The sequence below is a fragment of the Paenibacillus nicotianae genome, from assembly GCF_042681745.1.
Classification (GTDB): domain Bacteria; phylum Bacillota; class Bacilli; order Paenibacillales; family Paenibacillaceae; genus Saccharibacillus; species Saccharibacillus nicotianae.
The window spans coordinates 643,597-662,592 of sequence record NZ_JBHUGF010000011.1; the positions used below are offsets into that span (position 1 = coordinate 643,597).

General features: G+C 41.2%; 20 protein-coding genes and 1 riboswitch. Of the genes, 18 read left to right on the forward strand and 2 right to left on the reverse strand.

Annotation, left to right across the window (positions count from 1 at the left end):
* The first annotated feature begins 5 nt into the window (after positions 1-5).
* Complete coding sequence (ychF, locus tag ACFSGI_RS21625) at positions 6-1,106, forward strand: redox-regulated ATPase YchF (RefSeq protein WP_204826265.1); 1,101 nt, start codon at positions 6-8, stop codon at positions 1,104-1,106.
* A 69-nt stretch (positions 1,107-1,175) separates the two neighbouring features.
* On the opposite strand, the gene ACFSGI_RS21630 is transcribed toward ychF, so the two are convergent.
* Complete coding sequence (locus tag ACFSGI_RS21630; protein WP_379284359.1) at positions 1,176-2,027, reverse strand: hypothetical protein; 852 nt, start codon at positions 2,025-2,027, stop codon at positions 1,176-1,178.
* A gap of 279 nt (positions 2,028-2,306) precedes the next feature.
* The gene (locus tag ACFSGI_RS21635) at positions 2,307-3,293 is read right to left on the reverse strand and encodes an aldo/keto reductase (protein ID WP_204826267.1); all 987 of its coding nucleotides are present in this window, start codon (positions 3,291-3,293) and stop codon (positions 2,307-2,309) included.
* A gap of 401 nt (positions 3,294-3,694) precedes the next feature.
* On the opposite strand from ACFSGI_RS21635, the gene prfA reads away from it, so the two are divergent.
* The 17 genes from prfA (at position 3,695) to atpG (ending at position 18,902) form a co-directional block, all read left to right on the forward strand.
* Complete coding sequence (prfA, locus tag ACFSGI_RS21640; protein WP_204826268.1) at positions 3,695-4,762, forward strand: peptide chain release factor 1; 1,068 nt, start codon at positions 3,695-3,697, stop codon at positions 4,760-4,762.
* A gap of 31 nt (positions 4,763-4,793) precedes the next feature.
* Entirely contained in the window at positions 4,794-5,669 is an 876-nt protein-coding gene (gene prmC, locus ACFSGI_RS21645) for a peptide chain release factor N(5)-glutamine methyltransferase (protein WP_204826335.1), read from the forward strand.
* Between the two features lie 25 nt (positions 5,670-5,694).
* The gene (locus ACFSGI_RS21650; RefSeq protein ID WP_204826269.1) at positions 5,695-6,876 is read left to right on the forward strand and encodes an FtsW/RodA/SpoVE family cell cycle protein; all 1,182 of its coding nucleotides are present in this window, start codon (positions 5,695-5,697) and stop codon (positions 6,874-6,876) included.
* A gap of 32 nt (positions 6,877-6,908) precedes the next feature.
* On the forward strand, positions 6,909-8,021 hold the full coding sequence (locus tag ACFSGI_RS21655; protein ID WP_204826336.1) for an L-threonylcarbamoyladenylate synthase: 1,113 nt from the start codon (positions 6,909-6,911) through the stop codon (positions 8,019-8,021).
* A gap of 104 nt (positions 8,022-8,125) precedes the next feature.
* Positions 8,126-8,713 (forward strand): low molecular weight protein arginine phosphatase, encoded by a 588-nt coding sequence (locus ACFSGI_RS21660; protein WP_204826270.1) that lies wholly within the window; start codon positions 8,126-8,128, stop codon positions 8,711-8,713.
* 68 nt (positions 8,714-8,781) lie between these two features.
* Positions 8,782-8,865, forward strand: a riboswitch (ZMP/ZTP riboswitch).
* Between the two features lie 183 nt (positions 8,866-9,048).
* Positions 9,049-9,624 carry a TIGR01440 family protein gene (locus ACFSGI_RS21665; RefSeq protein WP_204826272.1) on the forward strand — a complete coding sequence of 192 codons (576 nt, stop codon included), beginning with the start codon at positions 9,049-9,051 and terminating at the stop codon, positions 9,622-9,624.
* 78 nt (positions 9,625-9,702) lie between these two features.
* A complete protein-coding gene (locus tag ACFSGI_RS21670) occupies positions 9,703-10,953 on the forward strand; it encodes a serine hydroxymethyltransferase (protein WP_379284363.1) in 1,251 nt (416 codons plus the stop codon).
* Positions 10,954-11,432: 479 nt separating this feature from the next.
* Positions 11,433-12,062, forward strand: coding sequence for a uracil phosphoribosyltransferase (gene upp / locus ACFSGI_RS21675; RefSeq protein ID WP_069328681.1), 630 nt, complete (start codon positions 11,433-11,435; stop codon positions 12,060-12,062).
* 20 nt (positions 12,063-12,082) lie between these two features.
* A complete protein-coding gene (gene wecB, locus ACFSGI_RS21680; RefSeq protein WP_204826273.1) occupies positions 12,083-13,255 on the forward strand; it encodes a non-hydrolyzing UDP-N-acetylglucosamine 2-epimerase in 1,173 nt (390 codons plus the stop codon).
* A gap of 167 nt (positions 13,256-13,422) precedes the next feature.
* On the forward strand, positions 13,423-13,668 hold the full coding sequence (locus ACFSGI_RS21685) for an AtpZ/AtpI family protein (RefSeq protein WP_204826274.1): 246 nt from the start codon (positions 13,423-13,425) through the stop codon (positions 13,666-13,668).
* Entirely contained in the window at positions 13,661-14,074 is a 414-nt protein-coding gene (locus tag ACFSGI_RS21690) for an ATP synthase subunit I (RefSeq protein WP_204826275.1), read from the forward strand. Before ACFSGI_RS21685 ends, ACFSGI_RS21690 begins: the two co-directional genes overlap by 8 nt.
* The gene (gene atpB, locus ACFSGI_RS21695; protein WP_204826276.1) at positions 14,067-14,861 is read left to right on the forward strand and encodes a F0F1 ATP synthase subunit A; all 795 of its coding nucleotides are present in this window, start codon (positions 14,067-14,069) and stop codon (positions 14,859-14,861) included. The genes ACFSGI_RS21690 and atpB overlap by 8 nt, the downstream gene beginning before the upstream one ends.
* A gap of 145 nt (positions 14,862-15,006) precedes the next feature.
* The gene (gene atpE / locus ACFSGI_RS21700; RefSeq protein WP_069328676.1) at positions 15,007-15,231 is read left to right on the forward strand and encodes a F0F1 ATP synthase subunit C; all 225 of its coding nucleotides are present in this window, start codon (positions 15,007-15,009) and stop codon (positions 15,229-15,231) included.
* Positions 15,232-15,336: 105 nt separating this feature from the next.
* Complete coding sequence (gene atpF, locus ACFSGI_RS21705) at positions 15,337-15,822, forward strand: F0F1 ATP synthase subunit B (protein WP_069328675.1); 486 nt, start codon at positions 15,337-15,339, stop codon at positions 15,820-15,822.
* Positions 15,819-16,367: a F0F1 ATP synthase subunit delta gene (locus ACFSGI_RS21710; protein ID WP_204826277.1), complete on the forward strand. Its 549-nt coding sequence runs from the start codon at positions 15,819-15,821 to the stop codon at positions 16,365-16,367. Before atpF ends, ACFSGI_RS21710 begins: the two co-directional genes overlap by 4 nt.
* A 15-nt stretch (positions 16,368-16,382) precedes the next feature.
* On the forward strand, positions 16,383-17,897 hold the full coding sequence (atpA, locus tag ACFSGI_RS21715; protein WP_204826278.1) for a F0F1 ATP synthase subunit alpha: 1,515 nt from the start codon (positions 16,383-16,385) through the stop codon (positions 17,895-17,897).
* Between the two features lie 135 nt (positions 17,898-18,032).
* Positions 18,033-18,902, forward strand: a complete 870-nt coding sequence (gene atpG / locus ACFSGI_RS21720; protein ID WP_204826279.1) for an ATP synthase F1 subunit gamma — start codon at positions 18,033-18,035, stop codon at positions 18,900-18,902.
* The last annotated feature ends 94 nt before the right edge of the window (positions 18,903-18,996 follow it).

The following is an 18,996-nucleotide window of genomic DNA, read 5'->3' on the forward strand; positions in this document are numbered from 1 at the left end:
TATAAATGGCTTTGAAAGCAGGTATTGTCGGATTGCCGAACGTTGGTAAATCTACTCTTTTTAATGCAATTACACAAGCAGGTGCAGAATCTGCGAACTATCCGTTCTGTACGATTGATCCCAATGTCGGTATTGTAGAAGTTCCAGACGAGCGTCTAGACAAATTAACAGAATTGGTTGTACCTAAAAAAACGGTACCGACTGCTTTTGAATTTGTAGATATCGCAGGTTTGGTACGTGGAGCAAGTAAAGGCGAAGGATTGGGTAACAAATTTTTGGCTCATATCCGTGAAGTAGATGCGATTGTGCATGTAGTTCGTTGTTTTGAAGATGAAAATATTACGCATGTTGATGGCAAAATCGATCCAATCAGCGATATCCAGACGATTAATCTGGAGTTAATTTTGGCTGACTTGGATAGTGTAGAGAAACGCATCGAGCGCTCTCGCAAAAACATCAAAGGCGGTAACAAACAAATCGCTCAAGAAGTTGAAGTATTAGAGCGTATCAAAGAATCGTTGTATAACGATATGCCAGCTCGTAGTATTGAGCTAAGTGAAGATGAGCGTCTATTGGTTCGTGATCTTCATTTGCTAACGATGAAGCCTGTATTGTATGCAGCTAACGTTAGTGAAGATGGCGTAACCGAAGCAGATAGCAATCCGTATGTATTAAAAGTAAAAGAATTTGCAGAAGCTGAAAATGCAATGGTTGTACCAATCAGTGCCAAAGTAGAAGCAGATATCTCTGAACTAGAAGACGAAGACAAAGCAATGTTCTTAGAAGAGTTAGGTCTAGCTGAATCTGGTCTTAACCGTCTAATCAAAGCAGCTTACCAGTTGCTAGGTCTATACACGTACTTTACAGCAGGTGTACAAGAAGTACGCGCTTGGACAATTCGCAAAGGAACCAAAGCTCCAGGAGCAGCAGGCGTTATCCATACTGACTTTGAACGCGGATTTATTCGTGCAGAAGTCGTAGGCTACGAAGACCTTGTCAATGCAGGTTCGATGAACGGTGCTAAAGAGCGCGGACAATTGCGTTTGGAAGGTAAAGAATACTTGGTTAAAGATGGCGATGTTATGCATTTCCGCTTTAACGTGTAAGATTGATATAAACAAAGAGTCCCGTTTTCCATTAAGGAAAGCGAGACTCTTTTTTTTGTGGATTTTAGTTTATCGTAAAAAAGGAAGATAGGGCTCTGGATAAGAAGACAGATCACCATGAAATTCATACTCCACAAAAGCAGGATGATCCCGATGGGGAATTCCATTAAACGTAGGTTCTTTCCATGTCTGAGCATCTAATGCATGAACCAATGAACCGATAAACTGTTGAATAATCCTATATGAACGAGTTTTCGAATATCGATTGAATTGCCGATTTATCCCGTACCCTATCACTAGCATGGTTCCTAAAGACGTGTATTTTTGAAGGTCTAATTCATTTGCTAAAATTGCAAGTTGCTTGATTTCACTTAATGGTATAGCTGTAAAAAAGAAATCTTCTTCAGGTTTTTGAATACCGACAATCAATTCTACAGGTGTAACTGCATAAAAATATAATTCTTTTTTGGAATCAGTAACCAGTTTTAAAGTTTCGTTTACATGTATATTTATTTTTGAAGATTCAAAGTTACTTTCTATATCCCAAATCTCCTCTTCAGGTAAAATAATATTGTGTCTGCTTAACTTATTAATCATTTTCATTTTTTGCTCATTAAATCTACTGTCTTTTTTCTGTTTGAAAAAATGTAAAATAAAAATACTTACAGCAAGAATAAGTAAAATCCAAATATTATACATTTGATTCAGCAATAGAGCTATCAAAAAGAGTCCCAGTGACACTTGAAAAAATAAGATTCTAGCATTAATTTGTTTAGGTGTACGTCTATAATAGATGAATTTTTTACCTGTACGATATGGATTAGCTACAACAGTATGTAAATAATGCTCTCTAAACGCTACAACCATTAATACCCAAGTAATTGACATTAGTATGAGAACACGATAATCTTGTTCGCTCATAGTGATGTAAACCATAAATGTAACTACAACAAAAACAAATAAATGAGTAAGATATAATTTGACTCGACTCCAAAATAATTTCCTATACAAATTCAAAATAATCCTCCTAACAAAGTTTAGTATGTATTTCACTTTTTATTATCGGTAGATGTTCATTAAATGTATAGTGAATATCTATTCCAAATAAAACGTCATAAAAAAGCACCCATTCCGCAGAATGAGCGCTTCTTTAACCTATTGATTTCATATATTGATAAGTACAGACGTTATCCTAAAATCTTAACGATTTAACATTTTCATACTTTCAGGTGCATAACGTTCACCGACAGCAGAACCTTTAGGAGCGGCTTCATCAATCGTTTTCAATTCAGCTTCGGTTAATGTCACTTGTGTTGCACCGATATTTTCAAGTAAATATTTTGTTCTTTTTGTACCAGGAATCGGAGCGATATCTTCGCCTTGCGCCAGTAACCATGCTAGTGCCAATTGAGATGGCGAGCAATCTTTCGTTTTGGCAATTTCCTGGATACGTTTGACTAAATCTAGATTCTTCTGAAAATTATCACCTTGAAAACGGGGAGAATAACGACGGTAATCATCTTCTGCCAAGTCTTCAAATGACGTAATCTGTCCTGTCAAAAAGCCACGTCCTAAAGGACTGTAAGGCACAAATCCAATACCTAGTTCACGACAAGTTGGCAAAATCTCGTCTTCTACATCACGACTCCAAAGTGAATATTCTGTCTGCAACGCAGAGATCGGATGTGTCTGATGTGCACGACGAATCGTTTCAGCGCCAGCTTCAGATAGACCTAGATAGCGGACTTTACCGGCTTGTACTAGATCGCTCATCGCACCGACAGTTTCTTCGATCGGCACATCTGGATCTACGCGATGCTGATAATAAAGATCGATCGTATCGATGCCAAGACGTTTGAGACTGTTATCGCAAGCTTCTTTGACATATTCAGGACGACCACTAATACCGGCATACGAGCCGTCTTCATTACGGATATTGCCGAATTTGGTTGCCAGAATAACCTGATCTCGATTTTGTTGTATAAAAGGCCCAATCAATTTCTCATTTGCCCCTACACCGTACATATCGGCTGTATCAAAAAAGGTAACTCCATGATCAAGTGCTACTTGCAAGGTGTGTAGTGCTTCTTTTTCATCGATCTCACCGTAAAATTCGGACATACCCATACAACCTAGACCGAGTGTCGAGACTTGCAATCCTTGTGAACCTAATTTTCGTTGATCCATGAATACAGCTCCTTGTGATCGATAGAGTAACGGTCTTTATCTATGGTAATAGATAAAAGCACGCCCTTTAGTATTTAACCATTTTCACCCTCGAACGCTTACCATGATAACCTGTGCACGAAATGTAAATTGTGTATGTTGTGACATATAACTTTCTTTATTATAGGCTTATTCATCTTACGTATTCAAATCAGGAGAGCAAGACGAAAAAAAAGTGCTATAGCGCTGTAATTAAGGATATGAAATGCTTACTGCTTGTGCTATAATTAAGAGTCGTAACCACTAATATTTCCCAATATTATATGGACAACGATATTAGATAAAATGTTTGTTTTGATAATAGTCGATGTAAAGTGAAACTGCGAATGCAGCAGATTGAATAAAAGAAGAGGTGGATTTCCGTGTTAGATCGTTTACAAGCATTAGCGGACCGCTATGATAAATTGAGCGAGTTATTGTGTGACCCTGACGTAGCAAGTGATTCCAAGCGTTTGAGAGACTTATCCAAAGAGCAATCTGATCTACAACCAACGTATGAAGCATATATCGAATACCGTAAAGTAACAGAAGAATTAGATGCGGCTAAAGTAATGCAAGGCGAGAAGTTAGATGATGAGATGCGTGAAATGGTCAAAATGGAAATTGAGGAACTTTCAGCTCGCAAAGATGAGTTAGAATCTCAAATTCATATTTTACTATTACCTAAAGACCCCAACGATGATAAAAACGTTATTGTTGAGATCCGTGGAGCAGCCGGTGGAGATGAAGCGGCTTTGTTTGCGGCTGATCTTTATCGTATGTACACTCGTTATGCAGATACACAAGGCTGGCGTGTTGAAATGATGGACGCAAGTACAAGTGATCTAGGTGGATTTAAAGAAGTCACGTTCTTGATTAATGGACGTGGAGCATACAGCAAGCTGAAATTCGAAAGTGGAGCACATCGTGTGCAACGTATTCCTACGACTGAATCCGGTGGACGTATCCATACGTCGACTTCAACAGTAGCAGTAATGCCAGAAGCTGAAGAGTTAGAAATTGAAATCCATGATCGTGATATTCGTGTCGATACGTTCTGTTCAAGTGGAGCAGGTGGACAGTCTGTAAATACGACCAAATCCGCTGTACGTGTAACTCATGTGCCTACAGGGATTGTAGCGACTTGTCAGGATGGTAAATCTCAGAACTCGAATAAAGATAAAGCATTGCAAGTGCTTCGTGCTCGTATCTCGGATATGATGCGTCAAGAAGAAGAAGCAAAATATGCAGGCGAACGTAAAAGCAAAGTAGGTACAGGTGACCGTAGTGAACGTATCCGTACGTACAATTTCCCACAAAGTCGTGTAACCGATCACCGTATTGGTCTAACGATGCACCGTCTGGATCAAATTATGAATGGTGAGATCGAAGATATCGTATCTGCATTGACGTTAGCAGAACAAGCAGATTTGATGGAAAAAGAGGCATAATCTATTGGTACAACAGACAGAACAATTTACGATGAAGCCAGAACAAAGTATACGGGAAGCCTATGTTGAGGCTTCTTCTTTTTTAAGCGCTCATCAAGTGATGGAACCGGAATCGAACAGTCGTCTTTTACTTGAATGGGTGCTTGGATTAGAAGGAACTGCTTTTTATATGGCGATGTTTGAACCTTTTCCTTATGATAAGCAATCTCTATGGCAAGAAGTCATTATGCGTAAGGTATCAGGAGAACCAGCACAGTATATTATTGGTGAGCAGGAGTTTTATGGGGAACGTTTTATCGTCACTCCTGCTGTATTGATCCCTCGTCCTGAGACGGAATTGTTGGTCGAAGCTGTTGTAAAGATCGGTCAACAATTGATGGAAGAACAGGCAGATCAATCTCCTTTTGTATGTGCAGATATCGGGACAGGCAGTGGAGCAATAGCATTAACGATTGCGCGTATGTGCCCTACATGGCAAGTATATGCAAGCGATATTTCGCCTGATGCACTAGCAGTCGCCAAGCAAAATAGTATTCAGCAACAGACCCCAATCTTATGGCGTGAAGGTAATTTGTTAGAGCCTTTTGCCGGTCAGCATATTGATATTTTGGTATCTAATCCGCCCTATATTCCAGATGCTGATATTTTGGCATTGCAACCGGAAGTGAAAGATTATGAGCCGATGACTGCACTCGCAGGAGGACCGGATGGATTAGGCCCTTATCGCATCATGATGGCGCAATTAGCTTTGTTGCCTACTTTGCCGAAAGTGATCGGGTTTGAGCTAGGAATTGGACAAGCACAGGACGTAGCAGATATGGTTAGAAGTGCAGGTTACGAACATATTGAGATTGTTGCTGACCTTGCAGGTATCGAGCGGCATGTTATAGGTATAAAAGAACGTTAAGGTTGAACCGGAAAAGGGGGCAGACATGATCGCCAAGCTTAAAAGAATAGATTGGAATTTATTTACCATTCTGCTAGTTATGATGGGAGTCAGTATTGCTGTAATTTACAGTGCTACTCATAGTACACCCAAGTTTGCCAATTCGACAGAGCGGATGATTTTTTACTATATTGCAGGATTTGTGGTCTTTTTCGTCATGTCGATGGTTAATTACCGGTTCTGGCTTAAATATTCTCTTTATATTTATGGCGCAGGGTTGCTATTGCTATTGTTAGTTATGGTTGTAGGACAGACGCTTAACAATGCGCAAGGCTGGCTTAGTATAGGTGGTCTTAGTTTGCAACCAGCCGAGTTATTCAAATTGGTATTGATTTTATTTTTGGCTACATTGCTGGCTCGCAAAGAACAATTAAAATTATTATTCTGGCGTGATGTTACACCATTAGTCGCTATTACATTTATTCCGTTTGCTTTAGTAATGGCTCAAAATGATCTGGGTAACGCGCTCAGTTATCTGATTATTATGATGGCACTACTATGGATCGGTAATATCAAATACACACAAGCGATTTTATTTACTTCTTTGGCTGTAGTGATGGTGATTGTTGGGATTCGTAGTTATGTCGCATATCACGATAATATCAAAACGTATCTAGCCGATATCAAGCGCGATCACTGGATGGAACGTCTTGATCCGTGGTTAATGCCAGATCAAGCTACAGAGAAAGCGATCTATCATACACGTAATGCGAAGCTTGCTATCGCTTCCGGTGGACTAAGTGGAGAAGGATATATGAAAGGAACATCGGTTCAATCCGATCGTGTTCCATTAACATATTCAGATTCTATTTTTGTGGTGGTGGCAGAAGAGTTTGGATTTATAGGAGCAGCTATTTTGTTGTTGCTGTATTTCACCTTAATTCATCGCTTAATTCTGGTATCGTTAGAATGTCGGGAACGAGCAGGGCCTTATATTATTATAGGGATTGTTGCGATGTTGCTATATCAGATTTTTGAAAATATCGGTATGTTTATCGGTATTATGCCATTAACAGGTATTACATTACCGTTTATCAGTTTTGGTGGTACATCGCTAGTAATGAATATGGCATGTATGGGATTGGTAATGAGTATCCGAATTCATAATCAAGAAGATAACGATGAAGTTTCTGTGAATGTCACTCAGCGTTATGCACTCAATAAATAATGTAAATGTAATGAGCAAGGAGGCATGACATGATGAACAACCAGACAGAGAATAGCAGTGAAAAGCCTCAAGCGATTCAAGCCAATTCTCTGTGTACATGTTGGGATGTGCGTCATTCAGAGCATATAGAACAACAATTAAGCGAAGCCGGTCAGATCTTGGCAGATGGTGGTATTGTCGCTTTTCCTACAGAAACGGTATATGGACTTGGAGCAGATGCCCGCAATACAGATGCGGTAGCATCTGTTTTTACTGCCAAAGGAAGACCGTCAGATAATCCGTTAATTGTGCATATTTCGCATACGGATCAATTGGGATCGTTGGTGTCAGAGATTCGACCTTTGGAGCAGACATTGATGGATCATTTCTGGCCTGGGCCGTTAACACTGGTCATGCCTGTACGTCCTAATACGGTTTCTCCGCTTGTGACAGCAGGATTAAGTACAGTCGCTATTCGTATGCCAGATCATCCAATAGCATTAGGATTGATTAGCGCTTCTGGATGTCCTCTGGCGGCGCCTAGTGCAAATCGCTCAGGTCGTCCTAGTCCAACCACAGCCGCGCATGTAATGGAAGATTTATCCGCTGTTATCGATGGAGTAGTCGATGGAGGCAGTGCAGGGATTGGGGTTGAATCGACTGTTATTCACGTACAAGATGATCACACCATTATGATTCTGCGTCCGGGTGGTGTGACAGAAGAACAATTGTCCTCATTTGCTACTCAAGTGATACGTGATCCTGCACTACAAGATTCTTCATCTGAACTTACTCCGCGTTCGCCAGGGATGAAATATACACATTATGCTCCTCAAGGATCGATGACGATTGTAATGGGAGAGCAAGACGAAGCAGTTAATCACTATATACAGCAACAGATTGCACAAGCTCAAGAACGTGGCGAGAAAACAGGCGTACTTGTGTTTGATGAGACTAACATCAATAGTACGAATACCGTAATATTATCGCTAGGCAGTCGTGATTCTCTTGCTGAAGCAGCGAATCGATTGTATGGAGCTTTACGTACGCTCGATAGCGAAGGGGTTACATTTATTATGGCGCAAGGTTGTGATCAACAGGGTATGGGAGTAGCGGTAATGAACCGTTTATCCAAAGCTGCAGGCGGTCAGATTATTTATGTGTGAAAATAGTGAATACATGCGTCAAATTTGGTATAATGATTGATACGGAATGATTATATTTCCGGTAATCCAAGTCTCACATTATAATGATACGGGAGGTACAGAGAATGCATCACATATTGTTCGTATGTACCGGTAACACCTGTCGAAGTCCTATGGCGGAAGGTTTTATGCGTAAGCTTGCAAGCGAGCGCGGTGTCGATGTGGAGGTTCGTTCAGCCGGTGTAGCTGCTGTAGATGGAATGTCTGTATCCCGTCATGCCGACGCGGTTCTCAAAGATCATAATATACATGAACAATTATTATCTTCCTCTTTGACTGGAGCAACTATTCATTGGGCAGATCTCATACTCACACTAACAGGGAGTCACAAGCAACATGTGATTCGTAATTTTCCAGAGTCGGCAGGCAAAGTATACACGTTGAAAGAATACGCTGAAAATGATCACAAAGTGCTACGCGATCTCAAAGAACTGGACAGCTTATATGCAACGATCGAAATGAATCGTTCATTAGGCGAAGAAGTCAATCCGGCAGATCGTCAGCGTTTGATCGAGATTCAACAGCGGATTCCAAGCTTTGATATTGTTGATCCTTTTGGTGGTAGTCGTGATGATTATGAAGTGGCAGCAGCCGATATTCGTAATGCTTTAGAAAAGCTACTCGACAAAATTCAAGCGTACCGGACACAATAAGGTAGTCGTTAATTTTAGAATAGATATTGATTTTACGAAAAACATGTCTTATGATGTAAATCATAAGAGAGATCCGATGTAACTGGCGACGAGAGTGGAGATGAACCACGATGGAGCATCGGAACATACGGCCGGTCGCCTGGGCAAAAGAGCAGACGTGCGATATTTTTCGCGCACGTTGTGCTCTTTTTTTGTTCTTTGCATGTTATCGTTCTTTCTTCAATCTTGTTGTCGCAGTTAGCCCTATGCTTACGCTATAATAAAAAACGAGTGCATTGTACACGTACCTTTTGCAGATAGTGAATAAGCTAAGAAAGCACAAGGAGGATTGAACGATGAGTAAACAGGAAAAAATACAACAGATTCGTCTGGATGCCGCAGCCATTGTACGCGAGCTAGCAGAAGAAGCTGGACTAGGCAGTAACAAGTTGCTGGTGATCGGTGGAAGTACAAGTGAAATCGCAGGCAAGCATATCGGGACAGCAGGTACATTAGATGTAGCTGAAGCCTTAGTAGAAGGCATTCGTGAAGTTCAAGCAGAATATGGATTTCGTTTGGCTTTTCAATGTTGCGAGCATTTGAACCGAGCTCTAGTGATGGAACAAGACACACTGGATCATTACAACTATAATGAAGTCGCCGCAGTACCGATCCCCAAAGCTGGTGGGTCGATGGCAACGTATGCGTATCAGACATTTGTTCATCCTTGTTTGGCAGAACAGATAGAAGCTCATGCAGGTATCGATTTTGGGGAGACTCTGATCGGTATGCATTTGAAAAGAATAGCTGTCCCTTATCGACCTTCGATTCGGTTTGTAGGCGAAGCTAGAGTCAATGCAGCTCGTACACGTCCTCCTTTAATTGGTGGCGAACGCGCAGTCTACACACCGATGGTTCACGCAGATCGATAAGCTCAAATAGGTGATCTATACTTTTAAATAAGCAATCCAAAAGCAGTTATCCAACCGATCTCTAGGAGGAATTAAACAATGATGGAGCAATTAAGAAAGAATGATCCGGCAGTACTGGAAGCAATGGGACTTGAACTGAAGCGCCAACGCGATAATATCGAATTGATCGCTTCTGAGAACATTGTTAGTGAAGCGGTTATCGAAGCGTTAGGTTCTGTTTTGACAAATAAATATGCAGAAGGCTATCCAGGCAAACGCTACTATGGTGGTTGTGAACATGTCGATGTAGTTGAAGATATCGCTCGTGATCGTGCGAAGCAATTATTCGGTGCAGAACATGTTAACGTACAGCCTCACTCGGGTGCACAAGCGAATATGGCAGTGTATCTAGCAGCGCTCAAACCAGGTGATACAGTGCTAGGGATGAACCTTGCACATGGCGGACATTTAACACATGGTAGCCCTGTAAATGCTTCTGGATTGTTATATAACTTTGTCGCTTACGGTGTACAAGAAGATACATTCTTAATCGATTATGATGAAGTTCGCAAAGCAGCATTCAAACACCGTCCTCGTATGATCGTAGCTGGTGCAAGTGCATATCCGCGTACGATTGATTTTGAAAAATTAGCTGCGATTGCAAATGATGTAGGAGCACTATTTATGGTGGATATGGCGCATATCGCTGGTCTCGTTGCGGCTGGAGAACATCCAAGCCCTGTACCTCATGCGCACTTTGTAACAACGACTACACACAAAACACTTCGCGGACCTCGTGGCGGTATGATTATGTGTACCAAAGCATGGGCGCAAGCGATCGATAAAGCAGTATTCCCAGGTTCACAAGGTGGCCCATTGATGCACGTAATTGCTTCCAAAGCAGTAGCATTTGGCGAAGCTTTAGATCCTTCTTTCAAAACGTATGCTCAAAATGTAGTTAAAAATGCAAAAGTGCTTGCGCAAACATTAGTAGACGAAGGATTGACGATCGTGTCTGGTGGTACAGATAATCACTTGATGCTTGTAGATACACGCAGCGTAAATATCACAGGTAAAGAAGCAGAGCATGTACTTGATTCGGTAGGCATTACAACGAACAAAAACGCTATTCCTTTCGATCCAACAAGTCCATTTATTACAAGTGGTATTCGTCTAGGAACACCTGCGGCAACATCACGCGGTATGGATGAAGCAGCTATGGTGAAGATCGGTCAGATTATTGCGATGACACTCAAATCTCCTAAAGATGAAGCTGTTCTTGCCAAAGCAAGTGCACAAGTAGCTGAACTTACAAGTCAATTTCCTTTGTATCAACAAATGAATTATTAATTTAAAAGTGAATAAACAGTTACTTATATATCATTAATTTGTACTTTGCCGGCAGAAATTCTTATTTCTGTCGGTTTTTCATTATTTTTTTAAAAAAATTTGAAAGATTTACTCCCATTTAAGCAATTTACCATTATAATAGAAAAGACTGGGTGGAAATGATGTAGAATTTGTTTTTATCTGGTAAATGTAAGCGTTATATTGATAAACTCATTACGTTTAATATATTTTACTATGTCAAAAATCATATGTATTTGAAGCGCTCTGAGGGATGCTTAAAGTGTTCATTAGTAAAAAGAAATAATTCGACAGGATATCGGATGAAATTGCCCACAGGGAATGATATAATAGACGAGGTTTGTGGGGCAACATAGAATTCCCCTGATCCTTTTGCTTTGTGGAATGGCCACAAAACCTGATGTGATAGCAAATAGGATGTAGCTAATGTTTATTATTGAAAAGTACCGGAGGGAAAAACTATGGCAAAATTAGTAATATGCGATCATCCTTTAATTCAACACAAATTAACATTTATTCGTGATGTACAGACTAACACGAAAGATTTCCGCGAGCTTGTTGACGAAGTAGCAACATTGATGGCTTACGAAATCACACGTGATATTCCACTTGAATCAATTCCGGTAGAAACACCTGTAATCAAAACAGAAGGCAAAGTTATTTCTGGACGTATGTTGGGTCTAATTCCTATTTTACGTGCAGGATTGGGTATGCTAGATGGCGTACTTAAATTATTGCCGGCTGCTAAAGTTGGACATGTAGGATTGTTCCGCGATCCAGAAACATTCCAACCGGTTGAATATTATGTGAAGCTTCCTACTGACGTGCAAGAACGTGAATTGATCGTGATTGATCCGATGTTAGCAACAGGCGGTTCTGCGATTGCTGCTATTGATGTTCTCAAAAAGCGTGGATGCACTCAGATCAAAATGATGAATCTTATCGCTGCTCCTGAAGGAGTCAAAGCTGTTCAAGACGCTCACCCGGATGTAGATATTTATGTTGCTGCATTAGATGAGAAATTGGATGAGCATGGATATATCGTACCTGGACTCGGCGATGCCGGAGACCGTTTGTACGGAACCAAGTAAAGCGAGGTAATCTCAGACTTATGAAAAAAATTAAAGTAATGACGATTTTCGGTGTACGTCCTGAAGCAATCAAAATGGCTCCATTGATTCTGGAACTGCAAAAGCATCCTGAACATATTGAGTCAATCGTTTGCGTTACTGCGCAACATCGTCAAATGTTGGATCAAGTGCTTGAAGTTTTTAATATTACTCCAGATTATGATCTAGATGTAATGAAAGATCGTCAGACGCTGAACGAAATTTCGATGCGTGTACTTAGTGGTTTAGAGCCAGTACTGCAAGAAGTGAAGCCTGATATTGTTCTGGTTCATGGAGACACGTTGACTACATTTCTTGCGAGCTATGCTTCATTTATGCAGCAGATTAATGTGGGTCATGTTGAAGCAGGATTACGTACGTGGAACAAGCTTTCCCCGTATCCTGAAGAAATGAATCGCCAATTGACAGGTGTACTTGCTGATTTACACTTTGCACCTACAAGCTGGTCAGCAGGTAATTTATTGAAAGAAAATAAATCGCCGTCAAGCGTGTATATCACAGGCAATACTGTTACAGATGTGTTTCAATATACTGTACAGCCTGATTATCATCATCCTGTTTTGGAATGGGCAGCAGGTAAACGTCTGATTTTGATGACTGCACATCGTCGTGAATCTCAAGGCGAACCGCATCGTAATATTTTCCGCGCGGTCAAGCGTATTGCTGACGAATTTGAAGATATTGCGATCGTGTATCCAGTTCATCCAAGTCCAGCAGTGAAAGAACCTGCTCATGAAATATTAGGCAATCATCCGCGCATTCAGTTGATCGATCCTCTGGATGTTGTCGATTTGCATAATTTTTATCCGCATACCCATCTGATCTTAACGGATTCAGGTGGACTTCAGGAAGAAGCGCCTTCATTCGGTGTTCCTGTACTGGTGCTACGTGATACCACAGAGCGTCCAGAAGGAATAGAAGCAGGTACACTTGAAATGGTAGGTACAGATGAAGAGAAGATCTACGAGCGTGCTCATGCATTGCTGAGTGACTCTGAACTGTATGCTTCGATGAGTGAAGCTTCCAATCCTTATGGTGATGGTCAGGCATCGCCGCGGATTGTCAATGCGATTTTGCATCATTATGGTATTTTAGAGGATCGTCCTGAAGAGTTTCACACAACGTTCAAAAAAGGTCCCACAGCCGTATTGTGAAAAATGATTTCACAGTATACAGTGGTACTGTAGGGTTAGCGTGATGAAACGCTTCATATCAACGATGTTCTGTGAAAGTCTTGCGTTAATGTGCTAAAGGAAGATGGTTTGACAAAGGCTTAGCCGATTCAGTACAATGAACTGGGATTCCGAGGGTGGAGTGTAGAATGGCAGATGAACCCAAATCAAGCAATTCAAGTTCAAGTCCGTGGAAAGCGGTTGGACTTGTTAGTGTGATTGGAATAGATTTAGCTGTATGTACACTCGCCGGATTCTGGTTCGGTTCTTGGCTTGATAAAGTATGGCATAGCTCAGGAATAGGAACCGGACTCGGAGTACTTGCAGGTATGATTCTAGGTATTTTCGGTATTGTTCTTATCATTAAGAAAATAGTGGGGGAAACGAATGAATGAAATACCAAGTTACATTTATTGGCTGACCCGGACTACCTTTGTTTTTCTAGCTCTTTGCTTTTTAGCAGTTGCATTCCTGCCTCAATCTCGTCCGATTGCTTTTGGGATGATCGTTGGTTCGGCAGTCAGTTATATCAACACCAAATATTTAGCTAAAAAAGTAAGTATGATGACTGAAGCAGCAGCAACAGGTAGAAGAGGACCGAAGGGTTTAGGGTTTGCACAACGTGCAGCAATTTCGATCGGAGCGGTAGTACTTGCTATTGAGTTCCCGCATTTGTTTGAAATTCATGCCCTAGCTGGCAGTCTGGTGTTCGCACCATTCGCGCTAATTGTTATCGGTTATTTCCTTTCTCGCCATGAGCGTGATAACTCCGATAATGAAAGGGGTGAGAAAAATGCATGAATCACCGATGATAAAAGTCGGGGGGATCGATTTTGATTTATCTATCATTATTGCGTTGATTGTTAGTTGTGCTGTAGTGTTTATTTTAGTAAAACTAGCAACACGTAATCTATCGGTAGAAAATCCAGGCAAGTTGCAAAACTTTATGGAATGGGTCGTAGAATTCGTTCAAGGACTAATTTCGAGCACGATGGACTACAAAAAAGGAAAGCCTTTTCTTTCTCTTGGTTTGACTTTAATTATGTTCATCTTTGTTAGCAATATGCTTGGGCTTCCATTTGGTTTAGTGTTCGATTATACAAGCGTAGAAAAAGCTACTGCTTTTGGTCAACCATTAACATCTGTAGTGGATGGACTGGCAAAAGGAAGTCATGGTGTGGAAGTCGCTTGGTGGAAATCACCTACAGCTGATGCTGGAGCAGCGATGGGTCTGGCACTAATCGTATTCGTTCTTGTCCATTATTTAGGGATGGTCAGAAATACGAAGTCATACTTCAAACACTATTTCAAACCGTTCTTTTTCTTTTTCCCTATCAACTTGATCGAACAATTCTCCAAACTTTTGACACACGGTATGCGGCTATTCGGTAATATTTTTGCCGGCGAAGTTCTTATTGCTGTATTGCTTAAAATGTCAGGCGTCTGGTACGGAGCTATCGCTTCGGTTGTAGGTCTTATTGTATGGCAAGGATTTAGTATCTTTGTTGGCTCTATCCAAGCCTTTGTCTTCACGATCCTGGCTATGGTATACATATCACAGTCACTAGAGACGGAAGAAGATCACTAAAATACTATCGGCACGTTTCGGCAACTTTTGAATAGTTGGTATCATCAGTCACTGTGTAAGGGTTCAAAGTTCGGAAGTAGGATAACCTTCATACCGGGCTCAATATAAATTTACTATCTCACATATCTTTAAGGAGGATTTTTAAATGGGAGCATTAGCATTTCTAGCAGCTGCTATCGCAGTAGGTTTGGGCGCATTGGGCGCAGGTATTGGTAACGGTCTAATCGTAAGTAAAACGGTTGAAGGTATCGCTCGTCAACCAGAAGCAAAAGCAACATTGCAAACAGTTATGTTTATCGGTGTAGGTTTGGTAGAAGCATTGCCAATCATCGGTGTAGTATTGGCATTCATTTTCTACGCAGCAGCGTAAATCAAGCACACATTGGCGGGGAAGGCCACAGCCATCCGCGCCTTCTTTTTAGCGTGTAGGGTACCTGAGAATTATTTAGATGTTTTGAGGAAGGAGTGAGCTGATTTGCATTTTGTATGGAGCAGTCTTGTAGTTACAATTATTGCTTTCTTGATTTTATATTGGTTATTAAGCCGTTATGCATTCGGTCCATTATTCTCTGTTATGGAGAAAAGACGTGAGCTGGTTAAACAGCAAATGGATGAAGCTGCATTAACACGCAGTCAAGCAGCTCAATATGTCGAAGACCAAAAAGCTGCACTTCAACAAGCACGTAAGGATGCTCAAGATATTATTGAGCAATCTCGTCAGACGAGCAATCGTCAAGCGGAACAATTGATTACTCAAGCGAAAGAGGAAACGACGCGTCTTAAAGAAGAAGCGGCTCGTGAAATCGAAAGCGAGAAAAATAAAGCTGTTGCTGCACTTCGCAGTGAAATCGGTGCCGTCTCTGTACAGATCGCTTCTAAAGTACTGGAAAGAGAAGTGGATGCCAAAGCCCAAGATCAGTTGGTTGACAACTATCTGAAAGAAGTAGGGATTAGACAATGAGCCGCGATACAGTAGTATCTACGCGTTATGCCAAAGCCCTTTTCGAAGCTGCATCTGAACATGGCACTGTAGAAGAGACAGAACAAGAACTAAAAGCAATCGTTGAAGCTTTTGCACAAGATGCAGATCTTCGCAATTTTATAGCAACACCAAATGTATCTTTTGAAGACAAACGTCGCGTGATTGAAACTGCTTTTGCAGGGAAAGTATCACAACCGCTGGTTCATACCATTACATTGTTGATCGAGCGTGGACGATATGGCATATTTGGCGAGTTATTGAATAGTTATACTGCAATCGTCAGTAGAACACTTAAAGTAGTCGATGCTTTTGTGTATACACCTTATCCTTTAGATGAGCGTGAAGAAGCAGAAGTGACTGCTAGATTCGGACAACTATCAGGCAAACGAATTCGTGTGCAAAATATTGTAGACAAAACTCTTCTTGGCGGACTTAAAGTCGTCATCGGAGACATGCTGTACGATGGAAGTCTTTCAGGCAAGTTAAATCGTCTGGAAAAGTCTTTTCAAAGACAAGCACAGTAGATAGGGGGGACTGACTTGAGTATCAGACCTGAAGAAATCAGTACATTGATTAAAAGTCAAATCGAGCAATACAAAAACGATATTGAAGTCGTTGAAGTTGGAACAGTTATCCAAGTAAGTGATGGTATTGCCCGTGTATACGGTTTGCAAAATGCAATGTCAGGCGAACTTCTTGAGTTCTCTAACGGCGTAATGGGTATGGCTTTGAACTTGGAATCCAATAATGTCGGTGTTGTTATTCTTGGGGAGTATTCACAAATTCGTGAAGGCGACCAAGTAAAACGCACAGGACGTATTATGCAAGTTCCTGTAGGGGAAGCTCTTCTAGGTCGCGTTGTCGATCCTTTGGGTCAACCTGTAGATGGTAAAGGACCTATTGCTGCAACAGAATTCCGTCCTGTTGAAGGCGGAGCACCTGGTGTTATTGACCGTAAATCGGTTCATGAGCCTATGCAAACAGGTATCAAAGCGATCGACGCGATGGTTCCTATCGGTCGTGGTCAACGTGAGTTGATTATCGGTGACCGTCAAACAGGTAAAACAGCGATTGCTATCGATGCAATCATTAACCAAAAAGGTCAAAACGTAAAATGTATTTATGTAGCGATTGGTCAAAAACAATCCACTGTTGCTCAAGTAGTAGAAACACTTCGTCGTCATGGCGCATTGGAATACACTATTATCGTAACAGCGGCTGCTTCTGATCCTTCACCACTACTATACATCGCTCCATATGCAGGTTGTGCAATGGGTGAATACTTTATGTATAAAGGCGAGCATGCTTTGATTATTTATGATGATTTGTCCAAACAAGCGGCAGCTTATCGTGAATTGTCCTTGCTACTTCGTCGTCCACCAGGTCGTGAAGCATTCCCGGGTGACGTGTTCTATCTTCACTCCCGTTTGCTAGAGCGTGCGGCTAAGCTTAGTGATGCCAAAGGTGGCGGTTCTTTAACAGCATTGCCATTTATTGAAACGCAAGCTTCTGACGTATCTGCTTATATTCCTACCAACGTAATCTCGATTACAGATGGACAAATTTTCTTGGAAGCTGATCTGTTCTATGCGGGTCAACGTCCAGCGATTAACGTTGGTATCTCGGTATCTCGTGTTGGTGGTTCCGCTCAGATCAAAGCAATGAAAAAGGTTGCAGGTACACTGCGTCTAGATCTTGCTCAATATCGTGAGCTTCAAGCGTTCTCCCAGTTCGGATCTGATCTTGATAAATCAACAATGTCCCGTCTAAATCGTGGTGCACGTATGATGGAAATTCTAAAACAAGGTGTTAACCAACCATTGTTAGTAGAACAACAGGTAGTAAGCTTGTATACAGCAGTTAAAGGTCATTTGGATGATATTCCGGTTGCAGATGTACGCCGCTTTGAATCTGAATTCCTTGCTTATATGACAAGCAGCCAAGATGCTGTTTTACAATCGATTCGTGATACAAAAGATTTGACTGCTGATAATGAAAAAGCATTGGTAGATGCAATCAATACCTTCAAAAAAGGTTTTGCTACCTCCAACTAATTTCATTTGATCGAAAATAGATGTTCTGTAATGAAGTTGCTACAGCTCCGATAGCTAATCTGTCGGACTGTGGTCAACCATGATTCAGGAAACAACTTTGAACTTGTTTTCAGAGGGTTAAGGTGGTGAAATCATATGGCTAAAGGTATGCGCGAGATCAAACGTCAGATTAAAAGTGTAGAAAATACAAAACAAATCACCAAAGCAATGGAAATGGTTGCGGCTTCCAAACTTCGTAAAGCACAAGAGAAGGCACAAGCAGCACGCCCATATTCCGATAAATTGCGTGAAGTGGTTGCGAGTATTGCTTCTGGAACAAGAGGCGTATATCATCCGATGTTGGAGAAGCGTCCTGTTAAACGGATCGCTTATCTCGTAGTGACTTCCGACCGTGGACTTGCGGGTGGTTATAATGCCAACATGCTCAAATATGTTAGCAATCAGATCAAGGAAAATCATACATCGACAGATCAGTACGAATTGTTCATCATTGGACGAAAAGGACGCGATTATTTCCGTCGCCGTAATCTTCCTATCACAGAAGAAGTGACAGAATTGACCGACTTTCCGACCTATGCCGATATCAAATCCCTAGCCTACGAGGCTGTTAAAGGATACGAAGAAGGCAGATACGATGAGCTTTACTTATGTTATAACCAGTTTATCAATGCATTAACACAAGTTCCAAGTTCAACTCGTTTGTTGCCAATGGAATCTGTAGAAGTTGCAGAAGAAGATAAACTCAAAGCAAGCTATGAATACGAGCCTTCAGCAGAAGGTGTATTGGAAGTTCTTTTGCCAAAATATGCACAAACACTGATCTACAATGCTTTGCTTGAAGGTAAAGCTAGTGAACAGGGTGCTCGAATGACAGCCATGGGTAGCGCAACGAAGAACGCATCTCAAATGATCAAAGATCTAAGACTTGTCTATAACCGTGCTCGTCAAGCATCGATTACACAAGAGATCACCGAGATCGTCGCTGGAGCTAACGCACAAGGCTAATACGGCTTATTACTATAATTATGTACAAGCAAGTGCAATAGCATTGCTTGATGACATCGCTGCATACAGCAAGTCAGTAGGAGGGAAAACGATA

Excerpts from the sequence above, each read along its gene's own strand:
- ychF (WP_204826265.1), top strand. The coding sequence starts at position 6 with ATGGCTTTGAAAGCAGGTATTGTCGGATTGCCGAACGTTGGTAAATCT.
- ACFSGI_RS21630 (WP_379284359.1), bottom strand. The coding sequence starts at position 2,027 with ATGAGCGAACAAGATTATCGTGTTCTCATACTAATGTCAATTACTTGG.
- ACFSGI_RS21635 (WP_204826267.1), bottom strand. The coding sequence starts at position 3,293 with ATGGATCAACGAAAATTAGGTTCACAAGGATTGCAAGTCTCGACACTC.
- prmC (WP_204826335.1), top strand. The coding sequence starts at position 4,794 with ATGAAGCCAGAACAAAGTATACGGGAAGCCTATGTTGAGGCTTCTTCT.
- ACFSGI_RS21650 (WP_204826269.1), top strand. The coding sequence starts at position 5,695 with ATGATCGCCAAGCTTAAAAGAATAGATTGGAATTTATTTACCATTCTG.
- ACFSGI_RS21655 (WP_204826336.1), top strand. The coding sequence starts at position 6,909 with ATGAACAACCAGACAGAGAATAGCAGTGAAAAGCCTCAAGCGATTCAA.
- ACFSGI_RS21660 (WP_204826270.1), top strand. The coding sequence starts at position 8,126 with ATGCATCACATATTGTTCGTATGTACCGGTAACACCTGTCGAAGTCCT.
- ACFSGI_RS21665 (WP_204826272.1), top strand. The coding sequence starts at position 9,049 with ATGAGTAAACAGGAAAAAATACAACAGATTCGTCTGGATGCCGCAGCC.
- ACFSGI_RS21670 (WP_379284363.1), top strand. The coding sequence starts at position 9,703 with ATGATGGAGCAATTAAGAAAGAATGATCCGGCAGTACTGGAAGCAATG.
- upp (WP_069328681.1), top strand. The coding sequence starts at position 11,433 with ATGGCAAAATTAGTAATATGCGATCATCCTTTAATTCAACACAAATTA.
- wecB (WP_204826273.1), top strand. The coding sequence starts at position 12,083 with ATGAAAAAAATTAAAGTAATGACGATTTTCGGTGTACGTCCTGAAGCA.
- ACFSGI_RS21685 (WP_204826274.1), top strand. The coding sequence starts at position 13,423 with ATGGCAGATGAACCCAAATCAAGCAATTCAAGTTCAAGTCCGTGGAAA.
- ACFSGI_RS21690 (WP_204826275.1), top strand. The coding sequence starts at position 13,661 with ATGAATGAAATACCAAGTTACATTTATTGGCTGACCCGGACTACCTTT.
- atpB (WP_204826276.1), top strand. The coding sequence starts at position 14,067 with ATGCATGAATCACCGATGATAAAAGTCGGGGGGATCGATTTTGATTTA.
- atpE (WP_069328676.1), top strand. The coding sequence starts at position 15,007 with ATGGGAGCATTAGCATTTCTAGCAGCTGCTATCGCAGTAGGTTTGGGC.
- ACFSGI_RS21710 (WP_204826277.1), top strand. The coding sequence starts at position 15,819 with ATGAGCCGCGATACAGTAGTATCTACGCGTTATGCCAAAGCCCTTTTC.
- atpG (WP_204826279.1), top strand. The coding sequence starts at position 18,033 with ATGGCTAAAGGTATGCGCGAGATCAAACGTCAGATTAAAAGTGTAGAA.